This is a genomic window from Methylobacter sp. (assembly GCF_023227905.1).
Taxonomy (GTDB): domain Bacteria; phylum Pseudomonadota; class Gammaproteobacteria; order Methylococcales; family Methylomonadaceae; genus Methylobacter_A.
The window spans coordinates 1-26,050 of record NZ_JALOCF010000005.1; the positions used below are offsets into that span (position 1 = coordinate 1).

At 48.7% G+C, this 26,050-nt stretch carries 26 protein-coding genes and 2 pseudogenes; 14 read left to right on the forward strand and 14 right to left on the reverse strand.

The window, feature by feature from the left end:
• The 9 genes and pseudogenes from M0R47_RS03080 to mnmG all read right to left on the reverse strand — a co-directional run.
• A pseudogene (locus M0R47_RS03080) lies at nucleotides 1-78 on the reverse strand (F0F1 ATP synthase subunit B); the annotation flags it as partial.
• Between the two features lie 36 nt (nucleotides 79-114).
• On the reverse strand, nucleotides 115-384 hold the full coding sequence (gene atpE, locus M0R47_RS03085) for a F0F1 ATP synthase subunit C (protein ID WP_292550502.1): 270 nt from the start codon (nucleotides 382-384) through the stop codon (nucleotides 115-117).
• Nucleotides 385-447: 63 nt separating this feature from the next.
• Nucleotides 448-1,224, reverse strand: coding sequence for a F0F1 ATP synthase subunit A (gene atpB, locus M0R47_RS03090; protein ID WP_292550176.1), 777 nt, complete (start codon nucleotides 1,222-1,224; stop codon nucleotides 448-450).
• 25 nt (nucleotides 1,225-1,249) lie between these two features.
• Nucleotides 1,250-1,609 (reverse strand): ATP synthase subunit I, encoded by a 360-nt coding sequence (locus tag M0R47_RS03095; RefSeq protein ID WP_292550177.1) that lies wholly within the window; start codon nucleotides 1,607-1,609, stop codon nucleotides 1,250-1,252.
• A 121-nt stretch (nucleotides 1,610-1,730) separates the two neighbouring features.
• Nucleotides 1,731-2,594, reverse strand: a complete 864-nt coding sequence (locus tag M0R47_RS03100) for a ParB/RepB/Spo0J family partition protein (RefSeq protein WP_292550178.1) — start codon at nucleotides 2,592-2,594, stop codon at nucleotides 1,731-1,733.
• A gap of 41 nt (nucleotides 2,595-2,635) precedes the next feature.
• A complete protein-coding gene (locus tag M0R47_RS03105; protein WP_292550179.1) occupies nucleotides 2,636-2,929 on the reverse strand; it encodes a hypothetical protein in 294 nt (97 codons plus the stop codon).
• A complete protein-coding gene (locus M0R47_RS03110) occupies nucleotides 2,926-3,702 on the reverse strand; it encodes an AAA family ATPase (RefSeq protein ID WP_292550180.1) in 777 nt (258 codons plus the stop codon). The genes M0R47_RS03105 and M0R47_RS03110 overlap by 4 nt, the downstream gene beginning before the upstream one ends.
• The gene (gene rsmG, locus M0R47_RS03115; protein ID WP_292550181.1) at nucleotides 3,702-4,337 is read right to left on the reverse strand and encodes a 16S rRNA (guanine(527)-N(7))-methyltransferase RsmG; all 636 of its coding nucleotides are present in this window, start codon (nucleotides 4,335-4,337) and stop codon (nucleotides 3,702-3,704) included. Before rsmG ends, M0R47_RS03110 begins: the two co-directional genes overlap by 1 nt.
• On the reverse strand, nucleotides 4,337-6,208 hold the full coding sequence (gene mnmG / locus M0R47_RS03120) for a tRNA uridine-5-carboxymethylaminomethyl(34) synthesis enzyme MnmG (RefSeq protein WP_292550182.1): 1,872 nt from the start codon (nucleotides 6,206-6,208) through the stop codon (nucleotides 4,337-4,339). The genes rsmG and mnmG overlap by 1 nt, the downstream gene beginning before the upstream one ends.
• An 80-nt stretch (nucleotides 6,209-6,288) precedes the next feature.
• Here mnmG and M0R47_RS03125 point away from each other — a divergent pair, with 80 nt between their 5' ends.
• The 5 genes from M0R47_RS03125 to M0R47_RS03145 all read left to right on the forward strand — a co-directional run bounded on the left by M0R47_RS03125 (nucleotide 6,289) and on the right by M0R47_RS03145 (nucleotide 8,249).
• Nucleotides 6,289-6,519, forward strand: a complete 231-nt coding sequence (locus M0R47_RS03125) for a hypothetical protein (protein WP_292550183.1) — start codon at nucleotides 6,289-6,291, stop codon at nucleotides 6,517-6,519.
• A gap of 171 nt (nucleotides 6,520-6,690) precedes the next feature.
• Nucleotides 6,691-6,906 carry a hypothetical protein gene (locus tag M0R47_RS03130; protein WP_292550184.1) on the forward strand — a complete coding sequence of 72 codons (216 nt, stop codon included), beginning with the start codon at nucleotides 6,691-6,693 and terminating at the stop codon, nucleotides 6,904-6,906.
• The gene (locus tag M0R47_RS03135; protein WP_292550187.1) at nucleotides 6,896-7,186 is read left to right on the forward strand and encodes a type II toxin-antitoxin system RelE/ParE family toxin; all 291 of its coding nucleotides are present in this window, start codon (nucleotides 6,896-6,898) and stop codon (nucleotides 7,184-7,186) included. The genes M0R47_RS03130 and M0R47_RS03135 overlap by 11 nt, the downstream gene beginning before the upstream one ends.
• A 563-nt stretch (nucleotides 7,187-7,749) precedes the next feature.
• Complete coding sequence (locus M0R47_RS03140) at nucleotides 7,750-7,971, forward strand: ParD-like family protein (protein ID WP_292550190.1); 222 nt, start codon at nucleotides 7,750-7,752, stop codon at nucleotides 7,969-7,971.
• On the forward strand, nucleotides 7,971-8,249 hold the full coding sequence (locus M0R47_RS03145; protein WP_292550193.1) for a type II toxin-antitoxin system RelE/ParE family toxin: 279 nt from the start codon (nucleotides 7,971-7,973) through the stop codon (nucleotides 8,247-8,249). The genes M0R47_RS03140 and M0R47_RS03145 overlap by 1 nt, the downstream gene beginning before the upstream one ends.
• 231 nt (nucleotides 8,250-8,480) lie before the next feature.
• Here M0R47_RS03145 and M0R47_RS03150 read toward each other — a convergent pair whose 3' ends face one another.
• Nucleotides 8,481-9,869, reverse strand: coding sequence for an ATP-binding protein (locus M0R47_RS03150; RefSeq protein ID WP_292550195.1), 1,389 nt, complete (start codon nucleotides 9,867-9,869; stop codon nucleotides 8,481-8,483).
• Between the two features lie 233 nt (nucleotides 9,870-10,102).
• Between M0R47_RS03150 and M0R47_RS03155 the strand changes: the two genes are divergently transcribed.
• Together M0R47_RS03155 and M0R47_RS03160 are read left to right on the forward strand one after the other, a co-directional pair.
• A complete protein-coding gene (locus M0R47_RS03155; protein ID WP_292550198.1) occupies nucleotides 10,103-12,766 on the forward strand; it encodes a cation-translocating P-type ATPase in 2,664 nt (887 codons plus the stop codon).
• A gap of 270 nt (nucleotides 12,767-13,036) precedes the next feature.
• On the forward strand, nucleotides 13,037-15,712 hold the full coding sequence (locus M0R47_RS03160; RefSeq protein WP_292550202.1) for a UPF0182 family protein: 2,676 nt from the start codon (nucleotides 13,037-13,039) through the stop codon (nucleotides 15,710-15,712).
• 57 nt (nucleotides 15,713-15,769) lie between these two features.
• Here the strand turns inward: M0R47_RS03160 and M0R47_RS03165 are convergent, their stop codons facing one another.
• Nucleotides 15,770-16,705, reverse strand: a complete 936-nt coding sequence (locus tag M0R47_RS03165; RefSeq protein WP_292550205.1) for a bestrophin family ion channel — start codon at nucleotides 16,703-16,705, stop codon at nucleotides 15,770-15,772.
• A 202-nt stretch (nucleotides 16,706-16,907) separates the two neighbouring features.
• On the opposite strand from M0R47_RS03165, the gene M0R47_RS03170 reads away from it, so the two are divergent.
• From M0R47_RS03170 to M0R47_RS03185, 4 genes are read left to right on the forward strand one after another with little or no spacing between them, the layout of a single operon-like run.
• Nucleotides 16,908-17,564 carry a TetR/AcrR family transcriptional regulator gene (locus tag M0R47_RS03170; RefSeq protein ID WP_292550208.1) on the forward strand — a complete coding sequence of 219 codons (657 nt, stop codon included), beginning with the start codon at nucleotides 16,908-16,910 and terminating at the stop codon, nucleotides 17,562-17,564.
• Nucleotides 17,565-17,585: 21 nt separating this feature from the next.
• Nucleotides 17,586-19,004: an acetyl-CoA carboxylase biotin carboxylase subunit gene (locus M0R47_RS03175; RefSeq protein WP_292550209.1), complete on the forward strand. Its 1,419-nt coding sequence runs from the start codon at nucleotides 17,586-17,588 to the stop codon at nucleotides 19,002-19,004.
• Nucleotides 19,005-19,019: 15 nt separating this feature from the next.
• Nucleotides 19,020-20,849 carry a sodium-extruding oxaloacetate decarboxylase subunit alpha gene (oadA, locus tag M0R47_RS03180; protein WP_292550211.1) on the forward strand — a complete coding sequence of 610 codons (1,830 nt, stop codon included), beginning with the start codon at nucleotides 19,020-19,022 and terminating at the stop codon, nucleotides 20,847-20,849.
• Entirely contained in the window at nucleotides 20,846-21,862 is a 1,017-nt protein-coding gene (locus M0R47_RS03185) for an L-threonylcarbamoyladenylate synthase (protein WP_292550214.1), read from the forward strand. Before oadA ends, M0R47_RS03185 begins: the two co-directional genes overlap by 4 nt.
• A gap of 46 nt (nucleotides 21,863-21,908) precedes the next feature.
• Here M0R47_RS03185 and M0R47_RS03190 read toward each other — a convergent pair.
• A pseudogene (locus M0R47_RS03190) lies at nucleotides 21,909-22,244 on the reverse strand (Rsd/AlgQ family anti-sigma factor); the annotation flags it as partial.
• Nucleotides 22,245-22,409: 165 nt separating this feature from the next.
• On the opposite strand from M0R47_RS03190, the gene M0R47_RS03195 reads away from it, so the two are divergent.
• Nucleotides 22,410-23,240, forward strand: a complete 831-nt coding sequence (locus M0R47_RS03195) for a glycosyltransferase family A protein (RefSeq protein WP_292550217.1) — start codon at nucleotides 22,410-22,412, stop codon at nucleotides 23,238-23,240.
• Nucleotide 23,241: 1 nt separating this feature from the next.
• On the opposite strand, the gene M0R47_RS03200 is transcribed toward M0R47_RS03195, so the two are convergent.
• Entirely contained in the window at nucleotides 23,242-23,868 is a 627-nt protein-coding gene (locus M0R47_RS03200; protein ID WP_292550221.1) for an HTH domain-containing protein, read from the reverse strand.
• 167 nt (nucleotides 23,869-24,035) lie between these two features.
• Here M0R47_RS03200 and M0R47_RS03205 point away from each other — a divergent pair, with 167 nt between their 5' ends.
• Complete coding sequence (locus M0R47_RS03205) at nucleotides 24,036-24,422, forward strand: group 1 truncated hemoglobin (protein WP_292550223.1); 387 nt, start codon at nucleotides 24,036-24,038, stop codon at nucleotides 24,420-24,422.
• Between the two features lie 20 nt (nucleotides 24,423-24,442).
• Nucleotides 24,443-25,420, forward strand: coding sequence for an FAD-binding oxidoreductase (locus M0R47_RS03210; RefSeq protein WP_292550226.1), 978 nt, complete (start codon nucleotides 24,443-24,445; stop codon nucleotides 25,418-25,420).
• A 203-nt stretch (nucleotides 25,421-25,623) separates the two neighbouring features.
• Here the strand turns inward: M0R47_RS03210 and M0R47_RS03215 are convergent, their stop codons facing one another.
• Complete coding sequence (locus M0R47_RS03215) at nucleotides 25,624-25,974, reverse strand: DUF488 family protein (protein ID WP_292550230.1); 351 nt, start codon at nucleotides 25,972-25,974, stop codon at nucleotides 25,624-25,626.
• Between the last annotated feature and the right edge of the window lie 76 nt (nucleotides 25,975-26,050).

Sequence of the window (26,050 nt, forward strand, 5' to 3'; positions counted from 1 at the left end):
CCAGATGTACTTCATGGTAAACCATACCAGAAGTGCAAAGGTAATCATTTGCCCAATCAGAGTAGCATTGATACTCACGATGCGTTCCTCTTGTTGCTATTAAATTTAAACGACTTATTGACCCGCTGCAGCTTGTACAGCAGACAGGAATGGGTTGGCAAAAGTAAAGAACAGCGCCAAACCAACACCGATCATGGTTACCGCGTCCAACAGACCCGCAACAACGAACATTTTTACTTGCAGCATAGGTACCATTTCCGGTTGACGAGCTGCACCTTCCAAGAATTTTCCACCTAACAGACCAAAGCCTATCGCTGTTCCTAAAGCGCCCATACCAAGAACCAGACCTACTGCGATAGCAGTCATGCCTTGTACATCAGCAATTAATTTTGCAATTTCCATGAAACCTCCAAACGGTTAGTTAATTATAAAAAGTTAAAAAAGTCTTTAATGATCTTCGTGCGCCATGCTCAGGTAAACAATGGTCAAAACCATAAATATGAATGCCTGTAACGTGATAATTAAAATGTGGAAGATTGCCCAGGGGAAACTCAGCACCGGCTGGAGTTGCCAAGGCAGCAAGGCTATCAAAATGAAGATCAACTCGCCCGCATACAGGTTTCCGAATAAACGAAGTGCCAGTGAGATTGGCTTTGCTATTTCTTCTACCAATTTCAACAGCAGATTGAACGGTAAAAGCCATGGACCGAAAGGTTGAAACATCAATTCTTTGGCAAAACCCCAAGGGCCTTTTACTTTAATGCTGTAGAAAATAATTAAACAGAAAACGGAAATCGACATTGCAAAGGTTGCATTTAAATCCGTACTTGGAACAACGCGCAGATACTCAATACCCATCATCGAGCCGATTAACGGCAATATATCGACTGGGAACAAGTCCATGAAATTCCACAGGAACACCCAGCAAAAGATGGTCAAGGCCAGCGGCGCGATTAAGTTATTTTTACCGTGAAAACTGTCTTTAACTTGCGTATCGACAAATTCAATCAGCATTTCCACAAAGTTCTGTACCAGTCCCGGAACGCCTGCTGTTGCTCTGTCAGCCGCCATCTTAAAAAACCAGACAAACAGGCCGCCCAGAACAGCTGAGAAAAACAACGTATCCAGGTTCAATGCCCAGAAACCTTCGCCTACGGTTAGCGAAGTTAAATGGTGGATAATATAACCGGTTGCACCTTCGGCGGCATGAGCTTCGGTAGCCATCGTTCCTCTCTAAATATTAATAATGTCAGCGCATTAACAACGCAAACCAAAAAACCGATAATGCTGCTACATAGACTGAAAGCAGCGGTAATATTTCTATGTTTGGAAGTTGAAAAATCATGAAGAACAGCGCAGCTGTCAATAATAATTTGCCTGATTCCCCAGCGTAAAAAGACCTTACAATCTTTCTTGCTTCTTGCCCTGCGGATTTGCGCACCCTTAACGCGAAATACAGATTGGGAATAAATGCCGCCGCTCCGCCTAAAGCCGCCGACAAGGCGTAAGATCTAGCCCCTATCAAGGCAAATCCCGATGTCATTATTATGATCACCAGAATCTGGTAGCTTATGACTTTACTGACAGTAGAGCGCTTTCTATCTGTCATGCTCAACTCCATACACAACAGCTCGGGAATTATATCTAGCGACCCTCATTAAATCAAGGAACATTAAATTTAACTTACATTTACTATTGTTTTTCATCTACAGGCAGAGTACCTAATAACGCTATTTAATTTGCTCGAGAATTCCATCCAACTCTTCCAGACTGGAATAAGCAATGACCAACTTTCCGGCGCCATTTTCTTTATGCTCAATCAGCACCTTTGCACCCAGTTTGGCGGTCAGGTCTTCCTGTAAACGCAAGGTGTCTTTGTCTATTACCCTTACCTTAGGTATTTTAGGTTCTGCTTGACTGTCTTTTACCAGACGCTCCGCCGCCCTGACCGTCAACCCCTCCTTAACGATCTTGTGGGCCGCTGCCACCTGCTTCGGACCGTCCAGAGACAGCAGCGCCCTGGCATGCCCCATTTCTAGCTGCCGGCTGACCAATAGTTTTTTCACTTCCGGGTGCAACTCTATCAATCGCAATAAATTAGTCACCGTAACGCGCGACTTGCCGACCGCATCCGCAACTTGCTGATGGGTCATTTCAAACTCTTCCAACAACCTTTTTAGCGCTTCCGCTTCTTCCAAAGGATTCAGGTCTTCCCGCTGGATGTTTTCAATCAGCGCTATCGCCATTGCGGTACGATCGTCTATCTCTTTGATGACTACCGGCACCTGCTGCAATCCGGCCAATTGCGCTGCACGCCAACGCCGCTCCCCGGCAATAATTTCGTATTTTTCCGGCGCCATCATGCGCACCACAACCGGCTGGATGATTCCTTGCGCCTTGATGGAATCGGCCAACTCCTGCAATTTTTCGGGATTCATATCCTTTCTTGGCTGATACTTGCCCCGCTGCATGTGCTCGATCGGCAGGGTTTGCAGCTGATGGCCTTCCCCGGTTTCGCCTTGATCGTCTTTCCCGGCAACATTGCCCAGCAAAGCATCCAGCCCTCGATTTAATCCCCGCTTTTTCACAGCCATAACTTTTAATTTTCTCTGTTGGTCATTTTCCGCCTATTACACTAATCCATGCTGGCGCGAACTGTTGCTTCAAACTCTTCTATCAGCTTTCTTAAAGCCTCTGCCTCTTCAAGCAGCATACGATTTTCTTTTTGGATATTTTTAAATAACGCAACCACCATTGCCGCTTGATCATCTACTTCCTCAATGGCCTGCGCTGCATCCTGATCCACCTCTTTAGAGGGCTGATTTTCCTCCGATTGCACAGCTTGCGATTGATGTATTTTCTCTTTAGCTGAATCATCAGCCAACAAGGCTTCAAGCCCCCGACCTAAACCACGTTTTCTAAAAGTCATGTGCCGCTATGCTTCTCTTTTCTAATCATTTCACCCGCTAACGCAATATAGGCCATAGACCCTCGCGAAGCTTTGTCGTAGCTAAGCACAGGCAAACCATGACTCGGCGCTTCCGCCAGACGGATATTTCTTGGAACGCAGGTTCGAAATACCTTATCGCCGAAGTATCGAATCAACTGCTCCGATACATCCTTGGTCAAGCGGTTCCTGTCGTCATACATCGTCCGCAGAATACCCTCCAGATGCAACTCAGGATTAACGGAATCTTGGATGTTTTTCAATGTCGTCATTAATGCAGACAACCCTTCCAACGCATAATACTCGCATTGCATCGGTATCAACAGGCTGTTGGCCGCTACCATCGCATTCAAGGTCAGCATATTCAACGAAGGCGGACAATCGATCAAAATAAAATCATAATCCGCTTTGATCGGGATTAAGGCATCGGACAGTCGCCGCTCCTTATGATCGGCATGCATCAATTCGACTTCAGCCGCAGTCAGGTCAGAGTTTCCGGGAATCACCGAGAAACCGATTTCCGGCAGTTGAATGACGGTCTCCGACGCCGGCACTTCTTCCATCAACAAATCGTAGCTGGAATATTTAACTTCCTGCTTATCGATGCCGCAGCCCATCGCCGCATTACCTTGGGGATCAAGATCCACCAGCAACACGCGCCGGTTAGCCGCGGCCAGCGAAGCCGCCAGATTGACGCTGGTCGTAGTTTTTCCTACACCGCCTTTTTGATTGGTTATGGCAATTACTTTTCCCACTAGCTTACCTCGGCCTGTTCAGGCGATTGTATTCGTACCAGACATCGTTCAACATCAGTTCCCGGAACGCTAACCGAGATGACAGATTTTTTTGCAGTAATTTCCGCCAGTTCCGCATCAAGACTTTGCCCCTTCATTGCCAGCAATACACCTTCTTTAGATAGCAAATGTGCGGTCAACTTCACTATATCCGGCAAGCTGGCAAACGCCCGGGTAAGAACGGCATCATACGTTTGTTCAGGATGATAATTTTCCACGCGACTGTGCAAAACTTCGACGTTTTTAAGTTTTAATTCCAAAACGACCTGCTGCACAAACCGGGTTTTTTTGGCATTGCTGTCAAGCAAGGTAAAACCGACTTCCGGCAAACAGATCGCCAGCGGAATACCGGGCAAGCCCGCGCCGGTGCCGATATCGATGATCCGCTTGCCTTCGATATGCGGAACAATCGTCAGACTGTCCAGTATATGCAGCCGCGCCATCTCCTCCCTGTCCCGTATCGCGGTCAGATTATAGGCTTTATTCCATTTCTCAATCAGTTTTATAAAACTGAGTAACTGATCAACTTGCTGATCAGTTACATTTAAATTTAACGAGGCTATCCCGGAGACCAGGATTTTTCGACAGTCTTCCATCAGGCGCTTTTCTTCTTTAAATAAACCAACAACAAGGAAATAGCGGCCGGCGTTATGCCAGGGATACGCGATGCCTGACCCAAAGTCTCCGGCCGTTGCTTTTTAAGCTTTTCGCTTACCTCATTAGACAGTCCCGGAACGCCGCTGTAATCCATAATCTCAGGCAAGCGCAGATGATCATAGCGCAAAGCCTTGTCTATCTCGGTTTGCTGCCTGTCGATATAACCTGCATATTTGGCCTGAATTTCGACCTGCTCGGCTACCTGCGGATCTATATCCCCGGCCTCATCCATAAACGACAACAGCTGTTGAACATCCACTTCCGGACGGCGCAGCAAATCCATTAAGTTAGCTTCGCGTAATAACGGTTTGCCCCAATATTGCTCGACTTGACCGGCCTCTTCGGTTTCCGTTCTGACCCATTTCTTTTTCAGATCGCCCTGCAATTGCGAAATCGCATCACGTTTAGTCTCGAATGCCTGCCAACGCTCGTCATCAACCAAACCCAATTCACGGCCTTTTTCGGTCAGGCGCAAATCGGCATTGTCTTCCCGCAGCAGCAACCTATATTCTGCGCGGCTGGTAAACATCCGGTACGGCTCTTGGGTACCGCGCGTGATCAGGTCATCGATCATCACGCCGATATAAGCCTCGTCGCGTCCCGGACACCAGCTGTCCAGCCCTTGAACCAATCGAGCCGCATTAAGCCCGGCAATCAAACCTTGCGCGGCCGCTTCCTCATAACCAGTCGTGCCGTTCACTTGCCCAGCAAAAAACAGCGCATCCATGTGCTTGGTTTCCAGCGATGATTTCAAATCCCGAGGATCGAAAAAATCGTATTCGATCGCATAACCGGGACGCACGATTTCGGCGTTTTCAAAGCCCAGCATCGAGCGTACGAACTCATACTGCACATCAAAAGGCAGGCTGGTCGATATGCCGTTTGGATAAATCTCATGGGTATTCAGGCCTTCCGGCTCGACAAAAATCTGATGCGAATCCCGGTCGGCAAAACGCACAATCTTGTCTTCAATCGACGGACAGTAACGCGGCCCGATGCCCTCGATAATTCCCGAATAAAGCGGCGACCTATCCAGGCCGGAGCGGATAATATCGTGAGTTTTATTGTTAGTGCGGGTGATATGACACGGAATTTGCCGAGGATGATGCTCCGGCTTGCCGATGAACGAAAACACCGGCACCGGATCGTCGCCGTGCTGCTCTTCCAGCTTGCTGAAATCGATCGTCCGGCCGTCGATGCGCGGCGGTGTGCCGGTCTTTAAGCGGTCGATCCGAAACGGCAGTTCCCTTAATCGGTCGGCCAAAGCGATGGAGGCCGGATCGCCCGCGCGGCCGCCACTGTAATTTTCGAGGCCGATATGGATTTTGCCGCCCAAGAAAGTGCCGGTGGTCAAAACCACGGCTCTTGCGGTAAAACTCAAACCCATTTGCGTTTTAACGCCGGCAACCCTGCCGCCCTCGACAATCAAATCGGACACGGTTTGCTGAAACAAAGCCAGGTTGGGCTGATTTTCCAGCGCCGTTCTTACCGCTTGCTTGTAAAGCTGACGATCCGCCTGGGCGCGGGTTGCCCGAACTGCCGGACCTTTGCTGGCGTTCAGAGTGCGGAACTGAATGCCGCCGCGATCGATAGCTCTCGCCATTATTCCGCCCAAGGCATCGACCTCTTTAACCAGATGTCCCTTGCCGATCCCGCCGATGGCTGGGTTGCAGCTCATTTGCCCCAAGGTATCGATATTTTGCGTCAGCAACAATGTATTTGCACCGCACCGAGCCGATGCCAGCGCGGCTTCCGTACCCGCATGACCGCCGCCAACTACGATGACATCAAAATCTCTTCTAAATTTCACTAGCGCTATGTACTCTTAAAAAATGGTATATTACTACTGTGTGGCTTCACACAAACTTGACATATTATAAGAGGTAAATCATGAAAAAACGTAAAAATCCGAAAGGGCCGCAAATTGCCCCCATTCAAAACCTGGTCGCGAAGCACGCGCATCTGTTTAACAAAGCACAAACCTTTTGCGATAAAAGCAAATACAGCCGTAAAGCAAAACACCCAAGGCAGGAGGCTAATCCAACAGTTCCAGGCGGAATTATTGGATTAGCCTCTTGTTTTATCCAAAACCGGCTTTCAAGCTTATTTCCTGCCAGATAGACTCATTACTGTTTTCTCTACAAAATTCACCTGTGCTAATAAATTGAGGCAATAGAGGATAAACAGCAGTTTATACATTGAATTTTTGATTGTTTCGGGCATGCCAGGGCAAGGAAGAAAAACCGTAACTTATTATTTTCAAATAGCAAAACAACCATTAGGAGTTGAACCATGATTAATATCACTATCGACAACCCCGACATAGAACACATATTGCAACAAACCTATGGCAATAATCACAGCCGCCTGATCAAAGAATTCAGCCAATTCATACAAACTACAAGAATTAAAGACGATATCGGCATTTCCATACACCAACTTGAACAGGGCGAAAGCGTAAAACTGGCGGATGCGTTTACCCAAGTCAAACGAAGATATGAAGAGTGAACCGGAAATCGTCTTATCGCCTAAGGCTCTGCGACGATTGGAAGAGCTTGCCGAATATCTATATGAACAAACCCAATCAAAACGCTTTGTTAAAGAATATATCGGCAAAATAGAAGCTTATTTGGAAAACACCCTCAAATTATTCCCCGAATCCGGAACACCGATGCCGGAGTATGGTGAAGACATACGCCGCCTAAGCTATCAGCGATTTTCTATTCTGTATAGAATTGAGGGGACGCAAATTCAAATTTTAACCTTTTATCGGCAAAATCAGCCTTAATCCGAGTATCTTTCAACATGACAGGATCGGTACGACTTGGATACAGGCGTAGGCCGGAATAAGGCCATCCAAGCGCGTAGCGCAAGGTGGTGTTTCCGGCTAATTTAAGTAGGGGTTGCCGGAAAAGCTTCCGCTCCTCGGCAACTGCTCCTGCGTTGCTAAACCACAGGGAAGTGGCGAATGCAGAAAACGCAGGAGCGGTTTTCCGCCTACCTCCTGCATCCTTGCAGTCGTGCTCACGCCCCTTACCTACATAATCCACAGGGATGTGGTGAATGCAGATATTGCAGGAGCAAATATCTGTCCATGTAAGCAACGCCAGTTTTCGCTGTCACTCAAACCGACTTATTCCGGCCTACCGGGCTAATCCAATAGTTCCAGTTGGAATTATTGGATTAGCCTCTTGTTTTATCCCTCAGGCCTGAAAACTCTGCTCGTTATTGTGAAACCCAACAGTCCAAAAACCGCCCGTATCCGAGCGAACCTGTATTTGCATTCCTAAAACGTTTGCTTTAGCATGAAACTACTTTTGTAGTATTTTATTTCGGAGTGAAGCTATGGGAATGCCGGTACGCATAAATGATGATTTGTACGAACAGGCACGGGCGCAAGCGCAGGCTGAGCGGCGCACGATTGCCGGGCAAATAGAGTTTTGGGCTTTGGTGGGAAGAACCGCCTTGGACAACCCCGATCTGCCGATTGATTTCGTCCGTGACTTGTTGGTTGCCCGTGCAGAAGGACCGACGCTTGCCACCCCCTTCGTTCCCGAAGGAAAGCGTAATTGATGGCTGATGCCATTCAGGTACTGCAAAGCGCAATGTTCAAACGGGCTTATAAGCGCTTGCACCCGAATCAGAAAACCGATGTAGATGATGCCGTAGCTGAAATTGTTCGTGACCCGACCATCGGCGAAGCCAAGAAAGGCGATCTGGCAGGAGTGTTTGTGCATAAGTTCAAATGCAATGAGCAGCTGATGTTACTGGCTTACGAATACGATCCCGGCACTCGTCTATTGCTGTTGCTGGGTTCCCATGAAAACTTTTACCGGGACTTGAAGCGGTAAACCTACAAGTCCTGTCGAACGGGCATGTTGATTATTCCCGGCATTTCCATGTTTGGAGGGACGACAATTTTTATCTTGCCTGCACTACGTCAGGACGCCGCTTTGTTGCCTGAACGGCGGAATATGTGATTGCAAGACTTAACCCTGTACTTCTTGCAGAAACAATTACCTGAGGTCTAAGGGTTTCGCGTACTCTACCCATCCTATCGAGCTCCAGCCATTACATCGAACTTAACCGTTAGGGGGAGACGCTATACTGTTAATCTTATTTAAACCCCATGCTTCAATATCTTCTACAAAACTATCCCAGTCGGGAGCCAGCCCTACTGAGTTAAAAATCCTGTAGATTAGAGGCGTTGCGAACACATATGGAACAGTCTGATATTCATCATTACTAATAGAGCAGTTCAATTTCCGCAATTCCGCCTTGTGAATAAACATATTATCTTCAGTCGGCTCCTTGGGAAGGACTATCTCACGATCCATTGTCAATGGTAAAGACAAAGACTTTATTCTATCTATAAAGCAACTTGAATCTACAAATGGCGATGTATGAAATACATTTCGTAAAGTAAAACACGAAAAAACATCTCGTTGGTCGTCAGTAGCTTTAAGCATATGAAGGTAACAATTAGTTAACGCCCCAATAATTGGAACAAACATAGCGTAATCGACGATTTTCATATCTTGACACTGATTTTCATATGCAATCCCGCAATATTGACCTGCATAGATGTTTTTCTCGTGTGTCTTGGCAAAATTAGATAAATCGTAGAGATTTAGAGGAATATCAAATCGAACGCTTCCATCGTGCCACCAACGAATAGTCAACAAAGCAAGACTTGGATCATTATCTCCAATTTGCCTAGCAACAAAGCCATTCAAGGCACTATGGGCAGCAGGCAGTGGCGCATGCACACCAACTATGCTGTTATCTGAATTTGTAACGATACGTACAAATTCATCAAAACTTAACTTCTTGGTCGGCGGTAGTTGCCTTTCGCTTGGCTTGAAGAAAATATATGCCCACGGAGAATTAGACTGACATTCTGGTAATTCTGGTGTTTTAGTTAAGTGCATAACATTTTTCTGTTGATGTTCATTACCTCGTTTCCATAGCTCATCAAGAATATATCTATCTGTTTCTTCTTTTGGTTTAGATTGATCCGCTACACGACGATAAATTCTGCCTGAAGAATGTATGTGCGGCGTAGCAACACTTCTAGGTATGCCAACCACTACAATAGATTTTCCTTTCGCTAGATTTATTTCATCTATTGGCCCATCAATGACTTTTTCTTCATATAGAACTTCTGGATTAACATGAGCCGATGCAGCCTCTCTTAAAGCTAACGTGATTTTTGCTACTTCACTTTTTTCTACACCAGGAAATTCACCCGCTGTTCGAGAACCATCATTCTTTTCACTTACGCCAATGATTAGCCAGCCACCATATTGATTGGAAAAGGCGGCCAAGTGCTTTCCATAGTCAGATATTTTTAAGCCTTGTACCTTATAATCAATATACCAACCCTCTGAAACATCACGCAAAAGAGATAAGTCACTGCCATCAAGCTCCTCTAAAATATTTTTGAATGGAAAAAAAGAATAATTAAGCAATCTTACGTACTCCTAAAAAATTATTATCTAGTATCCACGCAACCTAACATAATTCATTAGGATTTTATATTTAAGCTTTTAACTTCTGCTATCGCAGCTCGATAGTTCGGTCATCTTGTTTATACCCGACAATTCAATGCGCCAATGTCCACGTTATTTCCATTTTTAGGTGCTATTGCAATTACTATATAAGCTGAAATAATTGTAGCGTCTGTTTTACAGGAGATCGAACCTTGCCCAACCAACAAAAGAATCAAAGCAAACAGCCTCCTTCACCTCCCTGGCATCTCCTGGAACCCTGGCAGACCACTGCATGGCTCAAGGTCGATCCAGAAAAAGGCCTCAATCATCAGGAGGCAAAAGAACGCCTCGAAACCTACGGACCGAACGCCATTAAGGAACAAAGCCGCCGGGGACCGGTGCGGATGTTTTTCGGGCAATTCGCCGATTTCATGATTATCGTGCTGATTATGGCCTGCATCGTTTCGGGTTTGATCGGCGATTTGACGGATACGATCGCCATCAGTGTGATTGTCGTGTTGAACGCCATCATCGGCTTCATCCAGGAGTACCGCGCGGAAAAAGCCGTGGACGCGCTCAAACGCTTGTCCAGCCCCACCGCGCAAGTGCTGCGCGAGGGCAAGACCCAGACCATCGCTGCCAAGGAACTGGTTCCCGGCGATTTGGCCATGCTTGAAGCTGGCAATATCGTCCCGGCCGACCTCAAGCTATTGGATGTGGCGCGGCTCAAGGTGGAGGAAGCCGCGCTGACCGGCGAATCGCTGCCGGTCGAAAAATCGGGAGCGTTGATTCGGGAACTGGATTCACCGCTCGGCGACCGGCTCAACATGGCTTACAAGGGAACGGTAGCGACTTATGGCCGTGGCGTCGGCATCGTCATCGCCACGGGGATGGACACTGAGCTCGGCAAAATAGCCGAGCTTCTGCGCCAGGGCAAGGAGACCAAAACCCCGCTGCAACAACGTCTTGCCAGCTTCGGCATGCGCCTTGCCCTGTTGGTTTTGGCCGTCTGCGCGATTATTTTTGCGGTCGGCTTGTTGCGCGGCGAAGAGCCCATGTTGATGTTGCTGACCGCTATCAGTCTGGCGGTAGCCGCTATCCCGGAAGCCCTGCCCGCCGTAGCGACGGTGACTTTAGCCATCGGCGCGCGCAAGATGGTCATCAAAAACGCGCTGATCCGCCGCCTGCCTGCCGTGGAAACGTTGGGTTCGGTGACTTTCATTTGTTCGGACAAGACCGGCACGCTAACGCAAAACCGCATGCATGCCGAAGCGTTTTACGTCGAAGGGCGCTTGCGGGAAGGCATCGCCGACGACTTTCCGGCCCCGCTGTTACGGGCGCTCGCCTTAAACAACGACGCCCGCCGCAACCACGAAGGGCAACTGCTGGGCGACCCTACCGAAACCGCCTTGTACGAAGCGGCCGAGAGCGTTGGCTATGTCGGCGCCGATCTCGTCAAAGCAACACCGCGACTGGATGAGATTCCTTTCGATTCCGAGCGCAAGCTGATGACCACGCTGCATCAGGAAAATGGCGAACTTGTCGCTTACACCAAAGGCGCGCCGGAGAATGTGCTGTCTCGCTGCATTAGCCTATGGACCAGTGACGGCCCGCAGCCTCTACCGAAAGAAAAAATATTGGCTGCCGCCGAGCAAATGGCGGCGGACGGCCTGCGGGTGCTGGCCCTGGCCTACCGGCAATTCCCCGAACGCCCGTCAACGCTGAGCGCGGACTCTGTCGAAGACGAATTGTGTTTTCTGGGCTTGGCGGGACTGATGGACCCGCCGCGCCCGGAAGCCAAGGACGCGGTGGCGCTGTGCAAGACTGCCGGGATTACGCCGGTCATGATCACCGGCGATCACCCGGCGACTGCCCGCGCCATCGCAATCAGGCTCGGTATCGTCGACGACGGCTGCAAGGTGCTGACCGGGTCGGAACTGGCGCAGATGAGCCTTGCCGAATTCGAGAAACAGGTCGAAGACGTTCGTGTTTATGCCCGCGTTGCGCCGGAGCAGAAGATCGAAATCGTCAAGGCGTTACAGGATAGGGGAGAGTTCGTCGCGATGACCGGGGACGGCGTTAACGATGCGCCGGCTTTGCGCGCCGCCAATATCGGCATCGCAATGGGCAAGATCGGTACGGATGTGGCGCGTGAGGCATCGCACATGGTGCTGCTGGATGATAATTTTGCCACCATTGTGAAAGCCGTTCGCGAGGGGCGGCGGATTTTCGACAACATCCGCAAGTTCATCAAATACACGATGACCAGTAACTCGGCGGAGATATGGACGTTGTTTCTGGCGCCTTTTCTGGGCTTGCCGATTCCGTTGCTGCCTATTCATATTCTTTGGATCAATCTGGTCACCGATGGCTTGCCGGGGTTGGCGCTGGCTGTCGAGCAGGAAGAGCGGGGCATTATGCAACGGCCGCCCCGTCCGCCTCAGGAAAGCATTTTTGCGCAAGGCATGTGGCAACATATCCTGTGGATCGGCCTATTGATGGGCGGCGTTTCGTTATTCTCCCAAGGTTGGGCTTATTATACCGGCTCCGCGCATTGGCAGAGCATGGTGTTCACGGTGCTGACTCTGTCGCAGATGGGACATGTATTGGCGATCAGGTCGGAACGGGAATCACTGTTCAGTCAGGGACTGTTTTCCAACAAGCTGCTGTTGGGTGCGGTGCTGTTGACCTTCGGCCTGCAAATGGCGGTGTTGTATGTGCCGGTTTTGCAGCCTATCTTCAAGACCGAGGCTTTGAGCCGCGACGAGCTGTTGTTCTGTCTGGCGCTTTCTTCGATTGTGTTCATTATGGTGGAAATTGAAAAGTGGATGCGCCGCCGGGGCTGGATTTACCGGAACGGCCAGCAAAGCCAGTAGTATTTTATAGCCATCGTATCCATTCTACGGATTCGCTGAATATTTTCGCGCTTTTAGTGATTTTCGCGGATTAAACGCTTTTTCAGGATTCATGCTGTTCAGTTTGGCTGCCGGCAGGCCTTTATCAGTTATAAGCCATAATGTCTAAATCATTACGAACCTACTATTGAATGCTAGAATACGGTTAAAGTGCGCATTGGATCGAATAGCTAACATCTAAAAAATGCACCAAACAAATACGTTTAAAACATTTTCTACTAAGAGGACACTATGCGGAACCTGAAGCTTCTACCCGCGATAATTGGAGCGACCCTTGCTGTCGCTATCATTTTATATGTCGCCTTCTACTTCATATTTCTCGATCTGTTTGTCGACTTATGGTGGTTCGAATCATTGAAGCTTGAGGCCTACTTCTGGCTAAGACTGCTCTACAAGTTCTTTCTTTCCGGCGCAGTCACGCTGGCGTTTTTTGCCATTTTCTTTTTTCACTTCTGGATTGCCTCGCGCTACCTGGGCTTAAATCCGCCGGATGAGATTCTCAGCAATTTAGATAAGCGCCGACGCTTTCAACGTTTTGCCGACACCTTCTTAAACGGATCGGCAGCCGTGTACACACCGATATCGCTAATACTTGCCGTATTTATTGCCATTCCCTTTTATAACCAGTGGGAAACGACACTGCTGTACTTTTTCGGCAGCGATTCGGGCGTAACCGAATCGGTTTACGGCAAGGATGTCAGTTTTTATATGCTGTCCTACCCGACTTATATGCTGATTCAGAAGGAACTGCTGACCACCGCCTCGCTGATTTTCTGCATGGTTGGTGTCTTATATTGGCTGGAACATGTTTTTATCCCTAGCCAAAACTCGGAATTCCCGTTAGGAGCCAAAATTCACCTAACGACCTTGATCGGTTTTGTAGTGGCTTTTGTGGTCTGGGGCTTCATGCTGGATCGCTATAGCCTGCTTTATACCGATAAGCACGAACCGGTGTTTTACGGTCCCGGCTTTGTTGAATTGCGCTATCACTTGCCATTGATCTGGCTAGAGATCGTTACCTTCGTAGCGACAGCGATAACAGCTGGCCTGTTTATTTTTTCGGAAAAACACCGGGTCAAATCGCCGTTTTTAATCTCACTCGGCTTATTTCTTTTTATTGCATTTTTACCGAATGTCCAATTTATCCCCAATTTAATTCAAAAATACATCGTCAACCCGAATCCGGTTAAAACCAATAAGTCGCTTATACAGCACAATATCGATTCAACGCTGGCCGCTTACGATTTGAAGAATATCAAAACGATTGATTTGCGCGTTAAACTGGATGCGGCCAAGGATATCGAAACGTGGAGCACACAAAAACATTTTGAAAATATTCCGGTGTGGGACAGGGAATTTATCGTTCATAGCTATAGACAGCTACAGGAAATAAGACCTTATTATAAAATCCTGTCTGTCGATGAAGACCGCTATTTTATTCTTGACCACACCCGGCAGGTTAATCTGGCAGCCAGGGAAGTCAATGTTTCCAAGCTGCCGCCTGAAGCGCAGAACTGGGAAAACATCCATTTGCGCTATACCCACGGTTATGGCGCTGTCGTTACTCCCGCAGCACAGGATGCCGACAACCCGCTGGTCTGGTATTTGCGCGACCTGAACATGCACTCCGACGTCGGCTTCAACGTCAAGCACCCGGACATCTACTACGGCCAGGAAAAATTCTCCTATGCCATCGTCCCCAATAAGCTCAACATTGTCGGCATTGCCGGCTCTGAGCCCGTCATAGAGGAAGCTTATCACGGCGAGGGTGGCATCCCCATTCCGTCGCTGTTCAGAAAGGCATTGTTTTCCTTTTATTTCAAGGATGAAAAAATATTTTTTTCACCCAACATTTCCACAGAGAGCAAAGTCAAGATGCGCCGGAATATAACCGACCGCATTAATACGCTGACCCCTTTCCTGCATCTGGATAAAGACCCTTATCTGGTTATAACCCAGGATCGGTTCTACTGGATACAGGATGCTTACACCTTGTCCAACCGGTATCCGGTCTCCAAGCCTGCGGACGATGATTTCCTGGAAGGCAAACAGAATTTCAACTACATCCGCAACTCGGTAAAGATTGTTGTCGATGCGTTTGATGGCGATGTTGATTTTTATATTTCAGATCCATCGGATGCCATCATTCAGGCCTACAGCAGTGCCTATCCCGGCTTATTTAAAAGTCTGCAAGAAATGCCGGACGAATTAAAGCGGCATTTGCGTTATCCCCGCGATCTTTATTATCTGCAGATGAAAGTGTTCGCCAAGTACCATCAACAAACCCCTGAATTATTCTACGAACAGGCAGAAACCTGGCAATTTGCCAATGTCCGCGGTGAGCCGGTAATGCCTTATTATCAGACCATGGACTTTGGCAACTGTAACGATATGGAAGAGTTTGTGTCGATTAACCCGATGACGCCGGTTAACAGAAGCAATCTTAGTATGATAGGCATTGCCGGAACACTCGATACCACCACTTGCAGCCTGGATTACAAGCCCGGCATTACCGTTTACAAGTTCGGCAAGGATGTTCAGGTCAATGGTCCGGCACAGGTTGAAGCCTTGATTAACCAGAACCCCGAAATCTCTGCCCAATTTACATTATGGGGCCAGGCCGGTTCTGTTGTTGAGATGGGTCGGATGATTATCCTGCCGATGGGCAGCACCGTTCTGTATGTACAACCCATTTACCTGGCTTCGATCAAAAACAAAATACCCGAATTAACCCGGGTCATTGTTTCTATTGGCAACGTGGTTGTTATGGATAAAACCTTATGGTCAGCTTTTAATCGTTTGAAGCAAATTTATCTGCAAAGTGCGGCGGAAAGCGATGGGACGGAAACGCCTAAAGCAATCGTAGAGCCTAAAATCGAGCCTAAAGTAGCCCCAGAATCAAAATAATGGGAAAAGGCCGGCGGAACAATATCCGCCGGCCTTTATTTTTCAATCAGCCCAACTTTATCGCCAAGTGTTTTCCTGGCGTGACTGTTCCAGCAACGCCTGACAATGAAGTTTTATCCCATCGCAGATAGTATGCAGGGGTAAATGGCTTAAGCTCTTTGTATCGAACGGATTTTGCAATTCAATACCAATCCTGTCCAAAGACAACAATGGATAAGCGACTAGCAAGAAGATAAACACCGCGCTGAAACCCAAATTGTCTATTAAAGAAAACGGCAGCAGTACCAAAAAAGTCAGAATGAAGCGCCTGGCTTTGATCGCGTAAACCAACGGCATTGGCGTTTTTAAGATCCTTTCGCAGCCGCCAAGGTGGTCAACCAGCAAAATTCGCTGCCCCTCCAACTCCCTAAAAGTGAAGCCATCGATATAACGGCTAACCCTGGCTTGCTGAATTAATGAAGCTATTTTACTGGCGACAAACAGCGGCATATGCACCGCGGATTTCAGCATTTCCAGTTCCTGTTCGCTCAGTAGACCGTTTAAATTATCAAAGTCTTTGCCGTTGCGTAAGGATTCTCTGACCGCAAAAGAAAACGTGACCGTCCACTTCAAAATTTCTTTACGCCACACATCCTGTTCAGAGCTGCAATTTTGAAGCTTAGTGTAGTTCAAAGCTTCAATAACGATGTTCCTGCTTTGGTTAACAATGCCTCCCCATAGCTTTCGAGCCTCCCACCAGCGCTCGTGGCCCGCGTTAGTCCGAAACACCAAAACCAAACCGAGCACCACCCCGGTATATTCAAGCGGCGTCACATCAAGATGCGGCAACGGCCGCCAATACTGATCCAATGCAACAACTAACCCGCAATAACAAGTCATCACCAGCAGATTGGGCAAGATACGCGGCGTAACGGAACCACTCCACATTAGGGCACCGCGTAAAAAATCCGGCGATTCATCTTTATTGCTATGTAACGGTATAGATCTTTTCATGCCTGCCCCTTATGGAGAATAAAAGTAAAATAGCAACACCATCTGAAAATAATAGTAACACTATCTTTTAAAGTGGCAATACTTCGGTTATTATTTCTTCAATGACGTGCAATAGCCCTTTTTAGAACAACCGGGCAACGTGCCTTACTATTTGAGATAAACAAGCCAAACCAAAGCGATGGAAATACAGCTACACATTAAAATGAATGAAAAATTGTTTCTCAGGGATCCGGAGCAATCCGAGCTGGGCAAGAAAATCATTCTGCACAGTATTCAGCTCATCCATAAAAACGGCTTTGAAGCATTTACATTTAAAAAACTCGCCGAAGCGATCGGCACCACCGAAGCAGGTATTTACCGGTATTTTGAAAACAAGCACCGATTGTTAATATACATTACCGCCTGGTATTGGAGCTGGCTTGAGTATCGGGTTAGTTTTCAGACTAATAACGTTAAAGACCCTGTTGTTAAGCTCAAAATGGTCATTAAATTGCTGGCTACTACCGTGGAAGACGATATCAGAACCAGCTATGTAGACGAAGGCATTCTTCATCAGATTATTGTCACGGAAGGCTCCAAAGCCTATTTGACTAAACGGGTATCGGAAGATAACAAGGATCACTTGTTTAAACCCTACAAAGACCTTTGCGCTGTTATCGGAAATATGATTTTGGAGTGTAATCCTCGTTACAAATACCCGAAATCATTAGCGTCCACCATTATTGAAATGGCGCATTTCCAGAGTTTTTTTATGAACAATCTGCCGGCGCTGACTGACTTTGGCAAAAACAAAGATGAAGCGGAGATTGTTTTATTCCTGGAAGACCTGGTGTTTTCCAGCTTAAATTCGGCTCAATAGCGGCAAGCTTAAGGAATATTTATGTTACGAAAAATTCTAATTGCCAACCGGGGCGAGATCGCGGTGCGCATCATCCGCGCCTGCGCCGAAATGGGCATACGCTCAGTCGCCATTTATTCGGACGCAGACCGCTTTGCGCTGCATGTCAAAAAAGCCGATGAGTCTTATTGTATCGGTAGCGAACCTGTAGCGGGCTACCTGAATGTCTATGGCATCGTCGATTTGGCGGCTGCGACCGGCTGCGACGCGATTCATCCGGGCTACGGCTTCTTGTCTGAAAACGCCCAGTTTGCCAGAGCCTGCAAAGAGCGCGGCATTATTTTCATCGGCCCCGATGCCGAGGTGATCCACCGGATGGGCGATAAGACTGAAGCCCGAAAAGCGATGATTGCCGCAGGCATTCCGGTCACGCCGGGCACCGACGGCAATTTGGACAGCGTTGAACAAGCACTGGCCGTAGCCGAAAAAATCGGCTATCCGATCATGCTCAAAGCCACATCCGGAGGCGGCGGACGCGGTATCCGCCGTTGCGATAATGCCGATGATTTGCAGCGTAATTACCAGCGGGTCATTTCCGAAGCGACCAAAGCGTTTGGCAGCGCCGACGTGTTTCTGGAAAAATGCATCATTAATCCCCGGCATATTGAAGTCCAGGTGTTGGCCGACCATCACGGCAATACCATTCATCTTTACGAGCGCGATTGCTCGATTCAACGACGCAATCAAAAGCTGATCGAAATAGCCCCGTCCCCGCAACTCGACGAAGCGCAACGCCAATATATCGGCGGTCTTGCGGTGCTTGCTGCTAAAGCCGTCGGCTACACCAATGCCGGTACCGTGGAGTTTTTGCTGGACGATAAAGATCGTTTTTATTTCATGGAAATGAATACCCGCGTACAGGTCGAACATACCATTACCGAAACCGTGACCGGCGTGGATATCGTCGAGGAACAGATCCGCGTCGCGGCCGGATTGACGTTGCGCTTCAAGCAACACGAAATTGTCCGGCGCGGTTATGCGATCCAGTTCCGGATTAATGCCGAAGACCCTCAAAACGGCTTCTTGCCCAGTTTCGGCCGGATTACGCGTTACTATGCGCCCGGCGGTCCCGGCGTGCGCACCGATACCGCGATTTATACCGGTTATGAAATTCCGCCGTTTTACGACTCCATGCTGGCTAAAGTGATTGTCAGCGCGATAACTTGGGAAGATGCTATCAAGCGCGGCGAACGGGCGTTGAAGGACATGGGCCTGTTCGGCATTAAGACCACCATCCCTTATTACCTGGAAATTCTGCGCCATCCCGAGTTTAGGGCCGCGACCTTTAATACCGGCTTTGTCGATAAATATCCCGAACTGGTTAATTATTCCAACAAACTCCGACCCGAAGAATTGGCCAGCGTGATCGCCGCTGTGTTGGCGGCCCATACCGGCCTGTAACCCAAGGAAAAACAGATGCAAAAAGTTCACATTACCGACGTTATTCTCCGGGACGCTCATCAATCGTTGATCGCGACCCGCTTGCGCACCGAAGATATGCTGCCCGCCTGCCCGATGCTTGACGATATCGGTTATTGGTCGTTGGAGTGCTGGGGCGGTGCGACCTTCGATGCCTGTCTGCGTTTTCTGAAAGAAGATCCGTGGGAGCGCCTGCACAAACTAAAGCAAGCTTTGCCAAAAACCCGCTTGCAGATGCTGCTGCGCGGGCAGAACCTGCTCGGCTATCGCCATTATTCCGACGATGTGGTGCAAAAGTTTATCGCCAAGGCCGCCGAAAACGGCATGGATGTGTTCAGGATTTTCGATGCGCTGAACGATGTACGCAACCTTAAAACCGCGATTGAAGCGACTAAAGCCGCCGGGAAACATGCGCAAGGCACGATTTGCTACACCACCAGCCCGGTGCATGATGTGGCCGGTTTTGTCGCACTAGGCAAAGACTTGGCTAACTTGGGTTGCGACTCGATTGCAATCAAGGACATGGCCGGACTGTTGACGCCGTATGCCGCCGGCGAGCTGGTCAAAGCGTTGAAAGATGCGGTCGACCTGCCGCTGCATCTGCATTGCCATGCCACGTCCGGGTTGGCCGAAATGTGCCAGCTCAAAGCCATCGAAGCCGGCTGTCTGCATACCGATACCGCTATCTCATCCTGGGCGGGCGGCACCAGCCATCCGCCGACTGAAAGCTTCGTCGCGGCTTTGCGCGGCACGCCTTACGATACCGGCCTGGATTTGGACAAGCTGCAAGCGGTCAACAGCTATTTTGCCGAAGTCAGGAAAAAATATCGCCGTTACGAAAGCGAATTCACCGGCATCGACACGCAAGTGCATGTGTTTCAAGTGCCCGGCGGCATGATCTCCAATTTAGCCAACCAATTGAAAGAGCGCAATGCACTGGATAGGATCGGCGAAGTCTATAAAGAAATCCCGCTGGTGCGTAAAGACCTGGGCTATCCGCCGCTGGTGACGCCGACTTCGCAAATCGTAGGAACACAAGCCGTGCTGAATGTATTAACCGGCAAACGCTACCAAACCATCACCAATGAAGTGAAACGCTACCTGCAAGGCGGCTATGGCAAAGCTCCGGCAGCGGTTGACAGCAATTTGCAAAAACGCGCGATCGGCAAGGAGGAAGTCATCGATTGCCGCCCTGCCGATTTGCTGAAACCTGAGTTCGACAATCTTCGCCAGGAAATCGGCGAACTGGCGCTGAATGACGAGGACGTGCTGAGCTATGCGATGTTTCCTGAAGTCGGCCGGACGTTTTTGGAACAGCGCTTGAATAACACGCTGGTGCCTGAACCTTTAGAAATTGAATCCAGAGCATCTGACGCAGTCAAAAAAGCGCCGACCGAATTTAATGTGGCGTTACATGGCGAGTCCTATCATATCAAAGTCACCGGTACCGGCCCGAAAAACCAGACTTTGCGGCATTTTTATTTCATGGTGGACGGCGTTCCCGAAGACATCGTGGTTGAAACCTTGGACGAAATAGTCCTGGAGGGCGGCACCCAGGGCGCGGTTAAAAGCGCGATTTCCCGTAAGCGCGCCAGACCTTCGACGGAAGGCGATGTTGTGGTCGGCATGCCGTGCAACATCCTGGATGTATTAGTCAAAACCGGCCAGCAAGTGACTGCCGGACAAGCCGTTTTGATCACCGAAGCAATGAAAATGGAAACCGAAGTAACCGCGCCGATAAGCGGAACCGTAAAAGCGGTGCATGTGGTTAAAGGCGAGCCGGCCAACCCGGATGAAGTCTTGATCGAAATCGCCCCCTCAGCATGATGAAGAACATTAAACCGATTGTTGCCGATGCCGACGCGATTAAGCGCGCGGCTGATTTATTGCGCCAAGGCCGGCTGGTGGCGTTCCCGACCGAGACGGTTTACGGCCTTGGCGCTGACGCCAGCAATCCTGATGCGGTCGCGGCTATCTTTAAAGCCAAAGGACGGCCTGCCGACCACCCATTAATCGTGCATATCGCCGATATTGACAGCCTTTACGATTGGGCCAGCACCGTGCCTGACGCTGCATTAAAGCTGGCGAATCGGTTCTGGCCGGGGCCGTTGGCAATCATCCTGCCTAAAAAGCCCGAAGTGCCGCTGGAAGTGACCGGAGGCCAACAAACGGTTGGTTTGCGCATGCCCGATCATCCTGTCGCGCTGGCTTTGCTAAAAAGCTTTGGCGGCGGTGTTGCCGCGCCGTCGGCGAACCGCTTTTGCCGGATCAGCCCGACCCAAGCGAGTCACGTCAGCGAAGAGCTGGGCGATGCGGTCGATATGATTCTTGATGGCGGCGCCTGTGAAGTCGGCGTTGAATCGACGATTATCGATTTAAGCGGCAGCAAGCCGAGATTGCTCAGGCCGGGACATATCACCCGTCAGCAAATTGAAGCGGTTTTACAAACCGAGTTGCTGATGCCTTTAGTATCAGGCGCGCCAGCCCCGGAAATTTCGGAAGAAACCCGTGCGCCGGGCATGATGGCCGTGCATTATGCGCCGACCACACCGGCTATGCGCTGCCCGGCAGAACAGTTGCCGGAGAGGATCCGGCAGTTGATCGCTGAGGGCAAAAGGATTGGCTTATTGACTTATCAATTGGATATAGCGGAAACCGGTCAAATCCGTGTTTTGCATTTGCCCGAACAAGCCGCTAACTACGCTCAAAGCCTTTATGCGGCACTAAGGGAGCTGGATAATTTGCAACTGGATGTGATTCTGATAGAGCTGCCCCCGCAAACAGAGCCATGGCGAGCAGTTAATGATCGTTTAAATAAAGCCACTGCTCTGCACTTATAATCCCTCAGGATTCGGTATGAATAAATTCGGCCAATAAGTGCGCCAGCTATCCGGGCGGGTTATGATATGAACCAATTTCCTTATTGGCCGATAAGTCATGTTTTAGGTTGTCAAGAATAAGGGCTGCATCACTGCCATATTTATCATTGAACGATGCCGCCGCCTCTGTAGAAGCCGACAATGCCAGAGCAATTTTTCTCATGACTGATAATGCGGGGTCTGACTTATCGGCTCCGGCGAGCAAATATTCGCAAACACTAAAATGGCCAAGAGAAATATAATTAATGAGTATTTCGGAAAATCGGGCCAACTTCCTCCTTACCGCCCGGTTAGCCGAAAAAGGTATAAGTTCAGCAATATGGCAAGACAAAGACCAGACTTTCTGTCTTTCGTTTTGTAGTTAAGTTATCAGTTGATAAGCCTGCTGTTTTTTCCGGATTCATTTGAACTGCAATCGACATGAACGCATTCCTAGAGGTTTTAGTTAGCGGCTTTAATTTATGTCGATTATTAAAAGCTCAAAATTAATTAAATCATAAGGATTTTTTTGAAAATCTCAGTAGTCGTTCCCACTTATAACCGCCGAGAATTGCTGGAGCGCGCGTTATTATCCATTTTCTGTCAAACATCGTTGCCGACTGAAGTCATAGTAATTGATGACGGCTCTACCGATGGCACGAAATCCATGCTTCGCCAGGAGTTCCCTCAGATAAACTACTGCCATCAGGAAAACCTCGGCGTCAGTGCGGCCCGTAATCTTGGCATACAGCAAGCAAACGGTGATTGGGTGGCGCTTCTGGATTCTGATGATGAATGGCTGCCTGGAAAGCTGGCCGCCCAGAAAGCGGCGCTGACGGCCAACCCTGAATACAGGATTTGCCATACCGAAGAAAACTGGATACGCAACGGAGCCCGGGTTGAAGTGCCCAAGAAATACGCCAAAACTGGCGGCTGGATATTTACCGAATGCTTGCCGCTCTGCGCGATATCGCCGTCCACGGCCTTGATACACCGTTCAGTATTTGCAGACATAGGCCTGTTTGACACCCAACTGCCGGCCTGTGAAGATTATGACTTGTGGCTTAGAATCGCCGCCAATTACCCGGTTTTATTGGTTGAACAGCCGCAGATAAATAAGCATGGCGGCCATGAAGACCAGCTATCGATGGCACTCTGGGGCATGGACCGGTTTCGCATCAGCGCTTTGCAAAAAATCATGGATGGCGGTCAACTGTCCGAGCAAGACCGGCAAGCGGCGGCAAAGATGCTGGTAAAAAAAGCACGCATTTACCTTGCCGGGGTTACCAAACGCGGAAAAACCGATGAAGCGGACTATTATCGGCAACTGATCAATCGTTATGCACTAGACGCTGTGTAAGTTACTTGATCCTGAAACTACACTTGCAATCGCCTTTAGCCATGCAGCTTAACTGCTCAACATCCTTATCCAGCAACGAAGACATCAGCACCAAATCGAACTCGCAAATCTCATGGTGTTTTTGAGCCAAATCATGATAAATGCAATTATAAGCCTGCATATTCGGGTTTTCAGTTTCGGGTTCCACGTCCACTTTTACTTGAAAGCCAAGGTCAGTCATGACTATAGCCAGTTCATCAATGCGCTCGGTTAAATTTTTGCCTTCAAATTTGCCGCGCAGCTTATCGGCCAGCTTGCTGCCCAGTTTTTGCATATAGGCTTTAAATCGCTCAGGACCTATTTCCTGTTGCAAATCGCTAAGGATTAATTCTGAAAACCAGGCATATTGCTTGGGAAAATAATTGTTGCCTTTGTCAGTTAAAACATAAATCGTCACCGGACGCCCGGCTGTTTTATTAAGCATGCTTTTCTTGATATAGCCGTCCCGCTCAAGAACAACAAAATGCTGCTGCACACCCGTTCTGGAAATATCCAGCGCTTTAGCCAGCTCATCAACACTCAAGCCATTCCTGCTTTCCAGCAAATGCTCAAGTATTTGGTGTTGGCGGGAACTGATCTTCTGAAGCATTAGCGGGTTCATCCTATGTGTTAAGTGTGCGGTAATAATAACCTATTATGACATATATAACTTGTAAAAGTTTTATATAGCAAAAAATCACCTGTTGTTATAAACTCCCCTTTGAGCAAGTTTGCTTATAAAAATAATAATGATATTACACATACTGGAGACTAATAATGAGCGATACTCAAGAAACAGGCCAAACACTCTATGAAAGAATCGGCGGCGAAGCGGCTGTCAATGCTGCCGTAGATATTTTCTACCGCAAAGTGCTGGCGGACTACCGCATTAACCGTTTTTTTGACAATACTGACATGGATCAACAAATCGCCAAGCAAAAAGCCTTTTTTACCATGGCATTTGGCGGCCCGAACAATTACAGCGGTCAAGACATGCGTAATGCGCATGCCCGCCTGGTCAAAATGGGCTTGAATGCCAGCCACTTCGATGCCGTAATGGAGCATCTTGGCGCCACATTAAACGAGCTGAATGTGCCGCAAGAACTGATCGCCGAAGCTGCCGCCATTGCGGAAAGCACACGCAACGACGTATTGGGTAAATAACGAAACACCAGGTGGAGACCATGCGAAGCATAACTATTGGCGGATCAACATTTTCCTGCCAACCGGGTGAATCTGTACTGGAGACCCTGCTAAGGGAAAACATACAGGTACCCAATGGTTGCCGCCAAGGACTTTGCCAAGCCTGCCAAATGCGCAGCCTTGATAATTCTCCACCTGTCTCTGCCCAAGTCGGCCTTAAAGATACCTTACAAAAGCAGAACTATTTCCTGGCTTGCATCTGTCATCCTGAGCAGAATATGACGGTTGCCTTGCCTAACCATCAAGGCGCGTCAATTAATGCCGTCGTTATCAAAAAACAGTTGCTAACGCCCGATATAGTACAGCTGGTTTTGCAATATCAAACCCCGTTTACTTTTTTCGCGGGCCAGTTTGTTAATTTAAAACGGCCCGATGGCTTAACCCGCAGTTATTCGATTGCCAATATCCCGACTCATGAAAACATTCTCGAGTTTCATATTCGCCGCTTGCCGAACGGCCAATTCAGCAACTGGATTTATGATGAATTGGAGGTAGGCGCTCAATTAGCCATTTCAGAAGCGCAAGGTTCTTGTCATTATCTGCCCGGACGTCAAGAACAACCCTTAATGCTGATCGGAACCGGCAGCGGCCTGGCTCCGCTTTACGGCATTATTGCCGATGCTTTGGCGCAAGACCACTCCGGGCCGATTCATTTGTTTCATGGTAGCCGCGATCTTAACGGCCTGTATTTCATCGATGAGATGCGCGAGCTTGCCGAAAAGTTTGGCAACTTTTATTACACGCCCTGTCTTTCAGGAGAGGATGTTGAATCGGAGCATATCCGGGGCCGCGCTCATGACGTTGCCTTATCATCCACTGAAACCTTAAACGGATGGCGGGTTTTTCTGTGCGGCCATCCGGAAATGATCAACCAGACCAAGAAAATGGCGTTTATGAAAGGCGCGTCTATGAGCGATATTTACACAGACGCTTTTCATATCGCTCAAGTGGAAAAGTAATAAGTCCGACTAAACACCCTACTCTCCAACTGGAGACATCCTATCAGGTTGGCTTGCAGCGAATTGTCGGAGCTGATGAACCCCAGCTTCGGCCTGGATAAACCGGCGCGAACTAATTCCGCGCCTTGTTACGCGCCCTTTTGCAAACCCGGCATATTGGCCTCTGCAATCGGCTTTACAAAGTCGCTAGAACCTTAAGCCCTTCACAAAAGCGTTTCCAAATATTCTTTTAAAGCTGCGGCATTATTAAGACGAGCTTCCTTGGAGCTAAACAAGAGAGTGGCTCGGCCATTGCCAATTTTGGCGATAAGCTCCTGCACCGGGCCCGGATGGCTTTGTAATTCGGTAAGGTATTTACGCTGGAATTCGGGCCATTTCTCCGGCTCATGTTGATACCAACGCCGAAGCTCACTGGAGGGAGCCACTTCCTTGGCCCAGAAATCGATCTTGGCCTCAGCTTTTGAAAGACCGCGCGGCCATAGGCGATCAACCAGGATGCGCATCCCGTCGCTATCCGCCGGCGGTTCATAAACCCGTTTAAGTTGAAGTTTCATCGTTACCTCCCAAGATAACAAGAATTGCCGCCTATCCAGAACCTCAATAGCATCGTTAGGTGCCTAATGTACTTGT